The sequence below is a fragment of the Methylophilus methylotrophus DSM 46235 = ATCC 53528 genome, from assembly GCF_000378225.1.
GTDB lineage: Bacteria > Pseudomonadota > Gammaproteobacteria > Burkholderiales > Methylophilaceae > Methylophilus > Methylophilus methylotrophus.
This window is the reverse complement of the sequence record NZ_KB905141.1, coordinates 1,336,419-1,347,054: the sequence shown is the minus strand read 5'-3', so window position 1 is coordinate 1,347,054 and position 10,636 is coordinate 1,336,419. Positions and strand designations below refer to the sequence as shown.

The 10,636-nt window shown below is 48.2% G+C and carries 22 protein-coding genes; all 22 read left to right on the top strand.

The window, feature by feature from the left end; translation table 11 throughout:
* Positions 1-3 precede the first annotated feature (3 nt).
* Positions 4-1,194, top strand: coding sequence for an elongation factor Tu (tuf, locus tag F463_RS0106635; RefSeq protein WP_026295380.1), 1,191 nt, complete (start codon positions 4-6; stop codon positions 1,192-1,194).
* A 57-nt stretch (positions 1,195-1,251) separates the two neighbouring features.
* The gene (gene rpsJ, locus F463_RS0106630; protein WP_018986280.1) at positions 1,252-1,560 is read left to right on the top strand and encodes a 30S ribosomal protein S10; all 309 of its coding nucleotides are present in this window, start codon (positions 1,252-1,254) and stop codon (positions 1,558-1,560) included.
* A gap of 134 nt (positions 1,561-1,694) precedes the next feature.
* Positions 1,695-2,345 carry a 50S ribosomal protein L3 gene (rplC, locus tag F463_RS0106625; RefSeq protein ID WP_018986279.1) on the top strand — a complete coding sequence of 217 codons (651 nt, stop codon included), beginning with the start codon at positions 1,695-1,697 and terminating at the stop codon, positions 2,343-2,345.
* Entirely contained in the window at positions 2,345-2,971 is a 627-nt protein-coding gene (gene rplD, locus F463_RS0106620; RefSeq protein ID WP_018986278.1) for a 50S ribosomal protein L4, read from the top strand. The genes rplC and rplD overlap by 1 nt, the downstream gene beginning before the upstream one ends.
* On the top strand, positions 2,968-3,282 hold the full coding sequence (rplW, locus tag F463_RS0106615; protein ID WP_018986277.1) for a 50S ribosomal protein L23: 315 nt from the start codon (positions 2,968-2,970) through the stop codon (positions 3,280-3,282). Before rplD ends, rplW begins: the two co-directional genes overlap by 4 nt.
* Before the next feature lie 11 nt (positions 3,283-3,293).
* The gene (rplB, locus tag F463_RS0106610; protein ID WP_018986276.1) at positions 3,294-4,127 is read left to right on the top strand and encodes a 50S ribosomal protein L2; all 834 of its coding nucleotides are present in this window, start codon (positions 3,294-3,296) and stop codon (positions 4,125-4,127) included.
* Between the two features lie 5 nt (positions 4,128-4,132).
* Entirely contained in the window at positions 4,133-4,408 is a 276-nt protein-coding gene (gene rpsS, locus F463_RS0106605; RefSeq protein ID WP_018986275.1) for a 30S ribosomal protein S19, read from the top strand.
* Between the two features lie 10 nt (positions 4,409-4,418).
* A complete protein-coding gene (rplV, locus tag F463_RS0106600) occupies positions 4,419-4,757 on the top strand; it encodes a 50S ribosomal protein L22 (RefSeq protein WP_018986274.1) in 339 nt (112 codons plus the stop codon).
* A gap of 1 nt (position 4,758) precedes the next feature.
* Positions 4,759-5,475, top strand: coding sequence for a 30S ribosomal protein S3 (gene rpsC / locus F463_RS0106595; RefSeq protein ID WP_018986273.1), 717 nt, complete (start codon positions 4,759-4,761; stop codon positions 5,473-5,475).
* Complete coding sequence (rplP, locus tag F463_RS0106590; RefSeq protein WP_018986272.1) at positions 5,459-5,875, top strand: 50S ribosomal protein L16; 417 nt, start codon at positions 5,459-5,461, stop codon at positions 5,873-5,875. Before rpsC ends, rplP begins: the two co-directional genes overlap by 17 nt.
* 12 nt (positions 5,876-5,887) lie before the next feature.
* Positions 5,888-6,082, top strand: a complete 195-nt coding sequence (gene rpmC, locus F463_RS0106585) for a 50S ribosomal protein L29 (protein ID WP_018986271.1) — start codon at positions 5,888-5,890, stop codon at positions 6,080-6,082.
* Complete coding sequence (gene rpsQ, locus F463_RS0106580; protein WP_018986270.1) at positions 6,079-6,336, top strand: 30S ribosomal protein S17; 258 nt, start codon at positions 6,079-6,081, stop codon at positions 6,334-6,336. The genes rpmC and rpsQ overlap by 4 nt, the downstream gene beginning before the upstream one ends.
* Positions 6,337-6,531: 195 nt before the next feature.
* A complete protein-coding gene (rplN, locus tag F463_RS0106575; RefSeq protein WP_018986269.1) occupies positions 6,532-6,900 on the top strand; it encodes a 50S ribosomal protein L14 in 369 nt (122 codons plus the stop codon).
* A 17-nt stretch (positions 6,901-6,917) separates the two neighbouring features.
* Positions 6,918-7,235: a 50S ribosomal protein L24 gene (rplX, locus tag F463_RS0106570; protein WP_018986268.1), complete on the top strand. Its 318-nt coding sequence runs from the start codon at positions 6,918-6,920 to the stop codon at positions 7,233-7,235.
* A gap of 8 nt (positions 7,236-7,243) precedes the next feature.
* Complete coding sequence (gene rplE, locus F463_RS0106565; RefSeq protein ID WP_018986267.1) at positions 7,244-7,783, top strand: 50S ribosomal protein L5; 540 nt, start codon at positions 7,244-7,246, stop codon at positions 7,781-7,783.
* Between the two features lie 3 nt (positions 7,784-7,786).
* The gene (rpsN, locus tag F463_RS0106560; protein ID WP_026295378.1) at positions 7,787-8,092 is read left to right on the top strand and encodes a 30S ribosomal protein S14; all 306 of its coding nucleotides are present in this window, start codon (positions 7,787-7,789) and stop codon (positions 8,090-8,092) included.
* A 14-nt stretch (positions 8,093-8,106) separates the two neighbouring features.
* The gene (rpsH, locus tag F463_RS0106555) at positions 8,107-8,502 is read left to right on the top strand and encodes a 30S ribosomal protein S8 (protein WP_026295377.1); all 396 of its coding nucleotides are present in this window, start codon (positions 8,107-8,109) and stop codon (positions 8,500-8,502) included.
* Positions 8,503-8,513: 11 nt separating this feature from the next.
* Positions 8,514-9,047, top strand: coding sequence for a 50S ribosomal protein L6 (gene rplF, locus F463_RS0106550; RefSeq protein WP_018986264.1), 534 nt, complete (start codon positions 8,514-8,516; stop codon positions 9,045-9,047).
* Between the two features lie 60 nt (positions 9,048-9,107).
* A complete protein-coding gene (gene rplR, locus F463_RS0106545) occupies positions 9,108-9,461 on the top strand; it encodes a 50S ribosomal protein L18 (RefSeq protein WP_018986263.1) in 354 nt (117 codons plus the stop codon).
* A gap of 14 nt (positions 9,462-9,475) precedes the next feature.
* Entirely contained in the window at positions 9,476-9,985 is a 510-nt protein-coding gene (gene rpsE, locus F463_RS0106540) for a 30S ribosomal protein S5 (protein ID WP_018986262.1), read from the top strand.
* 2 nt (positions 9,986-9,987) lie between these two features.
* Complete coding sequence (gene rpmD / locus F463_RS0106535; protein WP_018986261.1) at positions 9,988-10,182, top strand: 50S ribosomal protein L30; 195 nt, start codon at positions 9,988-9,990, stop codon at positions 10,180-10,182.
* Positions 10,183-10,184: 2 nt separating this feature from the next.
* Positions 10,185-10,622 (top strand): 50S ribosomal protein L15, encoded by a 438-nt coding sequence (gene rplO / locus F463_RS0106530; RefSeq protein ID WP_018986260.1) that lies wholly within the window; start codon positions 10,185-10,187, stop codon positions 10,620-10,622.
* The last annotated feature ends 14 nt before the right edge of the window (positions 10,623-10,636 follow it).

The following is a 10,636-nucleotide window of genomic DNA, read 5'->3' as shown; positions in this document are numbered from 1 at the left end:
ATCATGGCAAAAGGCAAATTTGAACGTACCAAGCCACACGTGAACGTTGGTACGATTGGTCACGTTGACCACGGTAAGACAACATTGACAGCGGCGATTACGACAGTGTTGACGAAGAAATTTGGCGGCGAAGCAAAAGCTTACGACCAAATTGACGCGGCACCAGAAGAAAAAGCCCGTGGTATTACCATTAACACAGCCCACGTTGAATACGAGACAGCCACACGTCACTACGCACACGTTGACTGCCCAGGCCACGCTGACTATGTTAAAAACATGATTACCGGTGCTGCGCAGATGGATGGCGCGATTTTGGTATGTTCCGCTGCTGACGGCCCTATGCCACAAACACGTGAGCACATCCTGTTGGCCCGCCAGGTTGGTGTACCATACATCGTTGTGTTCCTGAACAAAGCTGATATGGTTGACGACGCTGAGTTGCTGGAGCTGGTTGAAATGGAAGTGCGTGACTTGCTGAGCAAGTATGACTTCCCAGGTGATGACACCCCAATCATCAAAGGTTCTGCTAAATTGGCCCTCGAAGGCGACCAATCAGAAATCGGCGAACCAGCAATCTTCGCATTGGCTGATGCACTGGACAGCTACATCCCGACGCCAGAGCGTGCCATCGACGGTACCTTCCTGATGCCAGTAGAGGACGTATTCTCTATCTCAGGCCGTGGTACTGTAGTGACCGGCCGTGTTGAGCGTGGTATCGTTAAAGTCGGCGACGAAATCGAAATCGTTGGCCTGAAGCCAACACTGAAAACCACCTGTACTGGTGTTGAAATGTTCCGTAAACTGCTGGACCAAGGTCAAGCAGGTGACAACGTAGGTGTACTGTTGCGCGGCACCAAGCGTGAAGAAGTTGAGCGTGGTCAAGTGTTGGCTAAATCCGGTTCTATCAAGCCACACACCAAGTTCACCGCTGAGATCTACGTGTTGGGTAAGGATGAAGGTGGTCGTCACACTCCATTCTTCAACGGCTACCGTCCACAGTTCTACTTCCGTACAACTGACGTGACTGGTGCGGTTGAGTTGCCAGCAGGTACCGAAATGGTGATGCCAGGTGATAACGTATCTATCACAGTAACATTGATCGCTCCTATTGCGATGGAAGACGGTCTGCGTTTCGCGATTCGTGAAGGTGGTCGTACCGTTGGTGCTGGCGTCGTCGCCAAAATCATCGAGTAATTCATTTTACGGGCGGCAGGATTATCCTGCCGCTTTTGCTCTTTTTAAGGAAAAAACATGGCAGCTCAAAAAATTCGTATCCGTCTGAAAGCATTTGATTATCGTTTGATCGACCAATCTGCTTTGGAGATTGTGGATACTGCGAAACGTACTGGTGCAGTTGTAAAAGGCCCAGTGCCATTGCCAACACGTATCGAACGCTTTGACATCCTGCGTTCACCACACGTGAACAAAACTTCCCGTGACCAGTTTGAAATCCGTACCCATCAGCGGTTGATGGATATTGTGGATCCTACAGATAAAACTGTTGATGCCCTGATGAAGCTGGATCTGCCAGCTGGTGTGGATGTAGAAATCAAGCTGTAATAAATACTGAAATTAGAAATAACCTTTTTGAATGAAAAGGTTATTGTCAAATCAAGAATAGTTCGGTATAATCCGCGCTCTTCGGTGGACGGTCAATTGTAATCGTCCACTTTAACTATTATAAGGAACTGATCATGAGCTTAGGGCTTATTGGTCGCAAGGTGGGCATGACCCGCATTTTTACAGATGAAGGTGCAAGCGTTCCTGTAACTGTGCTGGAAGTGATTCCTAACCGCGTGACACAAGTAAAGACAGTCGCAACTGATGGCTATACAGGCCTGCAGGTTGCTTACGGCGAGCGTCGCGCTAGCCGTATCAACAAAGCGTTGACTGGTCACTATGCCAAAGCTGGCGTTGCTGCTGGTGCTGGTATCAAAGAATTCAATGTGGCTGAAGATGTATTGGCTAACTTCCAAGTGGGTGGCAATGTCACGGTTGACATTTTCTCCGTTGGTCAGTTGGTTGATGTGACTGGCACATCCATCGGTAAAGGTTTTGCCGGTGCGATCAAGCGTCACAACTTCTCCTCTAACCGTGCATCGCACGGTAACTCACGTTCTCACAACGTACCAGGTTCTATCGGTATGGCGCAGGATCCGGGTCGAGTATTCCCTGGTAAGCGCATGCCTGGTCATTTGGGTGACGCTAAAGTCACGACCCAAAACCTGGAAATCGTGCGTGTGGATGTAGAGCGTAACCTGTTGTTGATTAAAGGTTCCGTACCTGGCTCCAAAGGTGGCAATGTTGTTGTACGTCCAGCCATCAAAGCGAAAGGGGCTAAATAATGGAACTGAAGTTAATCGATCAAAACGGCAAGGTAGCTAAAAAAGGCGTTGATGCGTCTGATGTTACCTTTGGTCGTGAATACAATGAGTCCCTGGTGCACCAGGTGGTGGTTGCTTACATGGCAAATGCCCGTACTGCAACCCGCGCCCAGAAAACCCGTGCAACCGTTGCCCACACTACCCACAAGCCTTTTGCGCAAAAGGGTACTGGTAACGCCCGTGCCGGTATGTCTTCCAGCCCGATCTGGCGTGGAGGTGGTCGCGCATTCCCAAACAGTCCTAACGAAAACTACAGTCACAAGGTAAACCGTAAGGCTTACCGTGCAGGTATGCAGACTATTTTGTCTGAGCTGGTGCGTCAGGACCGTTTGAAGGTGGTGGACAGCTTTACCGTTGATGCCCCTAAAACAAAACAATTTGTACAAAAAATCAATGCCCTTGGCATCGATGGCGGTGTGTTGCTGTTGACTGACGGTTTTGATGAGAATTTGTACTTGTCTTCCCGTAACCTGCCAAACGTATTGGTGGTAGAAGCGCAATATGCTGACCCAGTAAGTCTGGTGCGTTTCCCTAACGTTTTGGTCACAGCCAATGCTGTGAAAAAACTTGAGGAGATCTTGGCATGATTACCGCAGCTACAAAAACACAAGATCGTTTGTTGCAAGTGATTTTGGCTCCACAAATTACTGAAAAGGCAACATTCATTGCTGACAAGCATCAGCAAATTGCTTTTAAAGTGCGTACCGATGCAACCAAGCCAGAAATCAAGGCGGCTGTTGAACTGGTGTTCAAGGTCGAAGTGGCTTCAGTATCAGTGATTAACGTCGCAGGTAAAGTGAAGCGCGCTGGTCGTCGCATGGGTAAGCGTAGTGACTGGAAAAAAGCTTACGTAAGCTTGAAGCCAGGTCAAGAAATTAACTTTGCAGCTGGCGAATAAGGAGAGAAGACATGGCATTAGTTAAAGTCAAACCAACTTCCCCCGGTCGTCGCGGTGTATTGAAAGTTGTTACACCAGATTTGCACAAAGGCAAACCTTACGCGCCGCTGTTGGAAAGTCAAAGCAAGAACGCAGGTCGTAACAATAACGGCCGTATCACTACCCGTCACCAGGGTGGTGGTCACAAGCAGCATTACCGTATTGTCGACTTCCGTCGCAACAAGGATGGTATTCCTGCAACCGTTGAACGTATTGAATACGATCCAAACCGTACGGCAAACATTGCATTGTTGTGCTATGCGGATGGTGAACGTCGTTACATCATTGCACCGCGCGGCATTGCTGCCGGTGCACAGTTGATCAGCGGTTCAGAAGCACCTATCCGTGCTGGTAATGCCTTGCCATTGCGCAACATTCCAGTGGGTAGCACGATTCACTGCATCGAAATTCAACCAGGTAAAGGTGCGCAGATCGCTCGTTCAGCAGGTACTTCCGTACAGCTGTTGGCGCGTGAAGGTTCTTACGCACAGTTGCGTTTGCGTTCAGGTGAAGTTCGTCGCGTGCACGTAGACTGCAAGGCCACTTTGGGTGAAGTAGGTAACGAAGAGCATTCCTTGCGTTCTATCGGTAAAGCCGGTGCAATGCGTTGGCGCGGTGTTCGTCCAACCGTTCGCGGTGTGGTGATGAACCCGATCGACCACCCGCACGGTGGTGGTGAAGGCCGTACTGCTGCCGGTATGAGCCCTGTGTCTCCATGGGGTCAGAAAACTAAGGGTTATCGTACTCGTAAGAACAAGCGTACCGATAACATGCGCGTAAGTCGTCGTCCGAGAAATGTAAGGTAATCGCTATGGCACGTTCTATTAAAAAAGGTCCATTTGTGGATGCACATTTGGCGAAGAAAGTCGAAACCGCAGTAGCGGGTCGCGACCGTAAACCAATCAAAACTTGGTCACGTCGTTCGACTGTTTTGCCAAATTTCATTGGTTTAACCATCGCAGTGCACAACGGCAGACAGCATGTGCCTGTGTTGATTTCTGAAAACATGGTTGGTCACAAGCTCGGTGAATTTGCGTTGACTCGCACGTTCAAGGGTCACGCGGCTGATAAAAAAGCGAAGAAGTAAGGGGCTGATAATGCAAGTTACTGCAGTTTTAAAAGGCGTACACCTTTCTCCGCAAAAAGCGCGTTTGGTGGCTGACCTTGTGCGTGGCAAAAAAGTAGACCAAGCTTTGAATATCCTGGCATTTACACCTAAGCGTGGTGCCGAGATCATTAAAAAAGTGGTTCTGTCTGCGATTGCTAACGCCGAACATAACAATGGTGCTGATATCGACACATTGAAGGTGACTTCAATTTATGTTGATAAAGGCTTGGTGATGAAGCGTATCCGTGCACGTGCAAAAGGTCGCGCTGGTCGTATTACGAAACCAACCTGTCATATTCATGTGACAGTCGGTGACTCAAAGGAATAATATGGGACAGAAAATTCATCCAATTGGGTTCCGTTTGAGCGTTCAGAAAAACTGGGCCTCTCGTTGGTACTCTAATAGCCAGAACTTCCCTGCGATGTTGCAAGGCGACATCAAAGTGCGTGAGTTCTTGAACAAAAAGCTGGCAAGTGCCGCTGTGAGCAAAATTGTGATTGAGCGTCCTGCCAAGAACGCAAAAATCACGATTCATAGTGCGCGTCCTGGCGTCGTGATTGGTAAAAAAGGTGAGGATATCGAATCCTTGCGCTCAAGCCTGCAAGGCCTGATGGGCGTGCCAGTGCACCTGAACATCGAAGAAGTGCGTAAGCCAGAACTGGACGCAACATTGATCGCACAATCCATTGCCCAGCAATTGGAAAAGCGTGTGATGTTCCGTCGTGCCATGAAACGTGCGATGCAAAACGCAATGCGTTTGGGCGCACAAGGCATTAAGATCATGAGTTCCGGTCGTTTGAACGGTATCGAAATTGCACGTACCGAGTGGTACCGCGAAGGCCGCGTGCCTCTGCATACACTGCGTGCTGATATCGACTACGGTGTGGCTGAAGCTTCAACCACCTACGGTATCATCGGAATTAAAGTTTGGGTATTCAAAGGCGAGATCTTCGGTGACAACGCTGCTGCAAACGCTGCGGTTGCTGATGCTGAGCCAGAGAAAAAAGTAAGAAAGCCGAGGGCTAAAGATGCTGCAACCAGCTAGACAGAAATACCGCAAGATGCAAAAGGGTCGCAATAAAGGCATTGCGACTACTGGTAACAAGGTGAGTTTTGGTGAATTTGGTTTGAAAGCGATCGGTCGTGGTCGCTTGACAGCACGCCAGATTGAAGCTGCCCGTCGTGTGATGACTCGTCACATTAAGCGTGGTGGCCGCGTTTGGATTCGTGTGTTTCCGGATCAACCGATTTCTAAAAAACCTGCTGAAGTACGTATGGGTAATGGTAAAGGTAGCGTGGACTACTACATCGCCCAGATTCAGCCAGGTAAAATGTTGTACGAGATGGATGGTGTGAGCGAAGAGTTGGCTCGCGAGGCTTTCAGATTGGCTGCCGCCAAGCTGCCAGTCGAAACTACATTCATGACCCGTCAAATTGGCAGTTAAGGAGTAGTAACGATGAAAGCTTCTGAATTGAGAGCAAAGTCAGCAGACGAGCTCAATAACGAGTTGGTTGAGTTGCGCCGTGCGCAGTTTTCTCTGCGTATGCAGTTGGCCACCCAACAATTGAACAAAGTAGATCAGCTGGGTAAAGTGCGCAAGGATATCGCTCGCGTGAACTCCGTGTTGGCTGAGAAAGCGAAACAGGCATGATGACTGAAAAAGCGAAAGTAGTACGCAGTTTGACTGGTCGCGTCGTAAGCAACAAGATGGATAAAACCGTGACTGTGCTTGTCGAGCGTAAAGTGAAACACCCTCTGATTGGTAAAGTGGTTGTGAAATCGAACAAGTTCCATGCGCATGATGAAAGCAATGCATGTAACGAAGGCGATCTGGTCACCATTACTGAATCTCGCCCATACTCCAAGACCAAAACTTGGGTAGTAAGCAAAATCGAAGCTAAGTAATTTAGGCTTCAAAATATAAAACCGGAAAAACGCTTGTCATAAGCGTTTTTTTGGTTGTATAATGTTGGACTTTTCGGTGCCCGCCTTAGTTGGCATGTAGCTGGCACCCCAATACTGACCGTGGTCTATTGGCCGAAATTGTGAAAGCAAACGGCCGGTAGTGGTTATAACGGATTAAGTTGGAGATTATTTCTCATGATTCAAATGCAATCTCGGCTGGAAGTGGCCGACAACACTGGTGCGCGTTCCGTTCAGTGTATCAAGGTCTTGGGTGGTTCCAAGCGTCGTTACGCCAGCATTGGCGACATCATCAAGGTCAGCGTGAAAGATGCTGCGCCGCGTGGTCGCGTCAAAAAAGGTGAAATTTACAACGCTGTGGTTGTGCGCACTGCTAAAGGTGTTCGCCGTCCAGATGGTTCGTTAGTTAAATTTGATGCCAACGCTGCAGTGTTGTTGAACAACAAGCTGGAGCCGATTGGTACACGTATTTTTGGCCCTGTGACACGTGAACTGCGTAGTGAGCGCTTCATGAAGATTGTTTCACTGGCGCCTGAAGTGTTGTAAGGCTTGGAGACAATCAAATGAGCAAAATTCGCAAAGGTGACCAGGTCATTCTGAATACAGGTAAAGATGCAGGTAAAACAGGCACTGTTTTAAGCGTCTTGCCAAGCGGCCATGTAGTGGTTGAAGGTTTGAATGTAGTGAAAAAACACACTCGTCCTAACCCCATGCGTGGTATCACTGGTGGCATCATCAGCAAGGAAATGCCGGTAGACGGCTCCAATGTAGCAATCTTCAATGCTGCAACACAAAAAGCTGATCGTGTTGGTTTTAAGGTACTGGAAGATGGTCGCAAGATTCGTGTATTCAAATCTAGCGGCGAGTCTATCGACGCATAGGAATAAATATGGCACGTTTAAAACAGTATTATAACGATACAGTAGTGGCCAAATTGACAGAGCAATTTGGTTATACATCACCCATGCAGGTGCCTCGTATCGAAAAGATCACCTTGAACATGGGTGTGGGCGAAGCTGTGGCTGACAAAAAGGTCATGGAAAACGCTGTTTCCGATATGGAAAAAATTGCTGGTCAGAAACCAATCGTGACCAAGGCGAAAAAATCCGTGGCGGCGTTTAAAATCCGTGATGACTATCCTGTCGGCTGCAAGGTGACTCTGCGTCGTGAGCGTATGTATGAGTTCCTGGATCGTCTGATCACCGTGGCTATTCCACGTATCCGTGACTTCCGTGGTATCTCCGGTAAATCTTTTGATGGCCGTGGTAACTACAACATGGGTGTGAAAGAGCAGATCATTTTCCCAGAGATCGAGTACGATAAAATCGATGCGCTGCGCGGGATGAATATCACGATTACGACAACTGCAAAAACAGACGAAGAAGCGAAAGCTCTTTTGGCTGCGTTTAGTTTCCCTTTCAGAGGTTAAGTCATGGCAAAAGTATGTATGACAGAGCGCGAGCAAAAGCGTCGCGAAACCGTTAAAAAATTCGCAGCTAAACGTGCTGAATTGGTGGCGATCACCAATGACCAGTCCGCAAGTCCAGAAGACCGTATGGCTGCGCGCTTGAAGTTGCAAAGTTTGCCACGTAACTCCAGTCCTGTACGCACACGTAACCGTTGTGCTTTGACTGGTCGTCCACGTGGTGTGTTTAGTAAATTTGGTATCGCACGTAACGAGTTGCGTAAGTTGATGATGGCTGGTCACGTACCAGGTGTCACCAAGGCCAGCTGGTAACGGAGGAATAGAACATGAGTATGAGTGATCCGATTGCCGATATGTTGACCCGTATTCGTAACGCGCAACGTACGAATAAGACAACCGTTTCAATGCCAGCATCCAAGTTGAAGGGCGCGATTGCAAACGTGTTGAAAGATGAAGGTTATATCGACGATTTCAACGTTCAAAACAACGAAGGTAAACCAGTTTTGAACATTAGCCTGAAATACTATGCCGGTCGTCCAGTGATTGAGAAGATCGAGCGTGTATCCAAACCAGGTTTGCGTATTTATAAAGGTAGTCAAAACCTGCCTAAAGTGATGAACGGTTTAGGCGTGACCATCGTTTCCACTTCTAAAGGTGTGATGACTGATCGTAAAGCACAAGCTGCCGGTATCGGTGGCGAAGTTCTGTGCATCGTGGCCTAAGGAGAATCAATATGTCACGTGTTGCTAAAAATCCGATTGCGATTCCAGCGAAAGTGGAAGTTGTGATCTCTGCTTCTGAAGTCGCGGTCAGCGGTCCTTTGGGTAAATTGAGCCAAGCTTTGGCGGCTGATATTTCAGTGGTTCGTGAAGGTGAGCAATTGTTGGTGAAAGCCAACAGTGAAACACAACATGCACGTGCTATGTCCGGTACCACCCGTGCATTGCTTGCCAATATGGTGCAAGGTGTTTCTGCTGGCTTTACCCGTAAATTGTCACTGATTGGTGTGGGCTACAAAGCCAATGCTCAAGGTTCTACCCTGAATCTGGAGTTGGGCTACTCTCATCCAATCAACCACAAGATGCCAGAAGGCGTGACTGTGCAGACACCTACTCCAACTGAAGTAGTGTTGACAGGCGCTAACAAGCAAGTGGTTGGTCAAGTGGCTGCTCAGATTCGTGCTTACCGTGCACCAGAGCCTTATAAAGGTAAAGGTGTTCGTTATGCTGACGAAGTGGTGGTCATTAAAGAGACCAAGAAAAAATAAGTAAGGCACTTGTAGCTTAAAACTAAGCTGAACAGTGATTCAACATTAAAGGTAAATTCAATGAAGAACGTAAATAACCGCTTGCGCCGTGCACGTAAAACCCGTGCCAAAATCGCCGAGTTGAAAGTGACACGTTTGAGTGTACATCGCACCAATACTAATATCTACGCACAGATCATCGCTGAAACTGGCGATCGCGTATTGGCGAGTGCATCCACCGTTGAGGCTGAAGTGCGTCAACAACTGAAAAATGGCGGCAACGTCGAAGCTGCAACCCTGATTGGTAAGCGTATTGCTGAAAAAGCGGCAAAAGCCGGTATTACCACTGTTGCCTTTGATCGTTCAGGCTACAAGTATCACGGTCGTATCAAGGCTTTGGCTGACGCTGCCCGTGAATCTGGTCTCAAATTCTAAGGGTGAGATAAAGAATGGCTAAAGATATTGAACAACAGCAGCAAACTGATGGTTTGCGCGAGAAGATGATTACCGTTAACCGTGTAAGTAAAACGGTTAAGGGTGGTCGTATCATGAGCTTCGCAGCACTGACCGTGGTTGGTGATGGTGATGGTGCGGTTGGCATGGGTAAAGGTAAAGCACGTGAAGTGCCAGTGGCTGTACAAAAAGCCATGGATGAAGCCCGTCGTAGCATGGTTAAAGTAAACCTGAATAATGGTACTTTGCACCACGCTGTGACTGGTGTTCACGGTGCTGCTAAAGTCTTGATCCAGCCAGCTTCAGAAGGTACTGGTATCATCGCCGGTGGTGCAATGCGTGCGATTTTTGAAGTGATGGGCGTGACTAATGTGGTTGCAAAAAGTATTGGTTCTACCAATCCTTACAACCTGGTTCGCGCAACTTTGAACGGTCTGGCATCCATGAATACACCGGCTGAAATTGCCGCCAAGCGTGGTAAGACCGTAGAAGAAATCAGAGGTTAATCATGGCTAAAGCTAAAAAAGAAAGCGCGACTATCAAGGTAACGCTGGTAAGAAGTTTGATTGGTCGTATTGAAGCTCACAAAGCATCCGTACGTGGCTTGGGCTTGCGTCGTATGCATCACACCGTGGAGGTTCTTGATACTCCAGAAAACCGCGGCATGATCAACGCTGTGAGTTATCTTTTGAAGGTTGAATAATCATGCAATTAAACACGATTAAGCCTGCTGCAGGCGCAAAAAAAGCATCTCGTCGTTTAGGTCGTGGTATTGGCTCCGGCCTGGGTAAAACTGGTGGCCGTGGTCACAAGGGTCAAAAATCCCGTGCTGGTGGTTTCCACAAAGTGGGTTTCGAAGGTGGTCAAATGCCTTTGCAACGTCGCTTGCCAAAACGTGGTTTTAACTCATTGACTCAAGCTGACACAGCACGTATCCGTACGAGCGAATTGGCGTTGGTAGAGGCTGAAGTGGTTGATATTCTGGTGTTGAAAGCAGCCAAACTGGTGCCTGCCACTGCTAAAGCAGTCAAAGTCTACCTGTCTGGTGAAGTGTCCGCCAAAGTACAAGTACAAGGTTTGTTGTTGACCAAAGGTGCTAAAGCAGCCATCGAGTCCGCTGGCGGTAAAGTGCTGGAAGTATAATCGTAGTCAAAAGA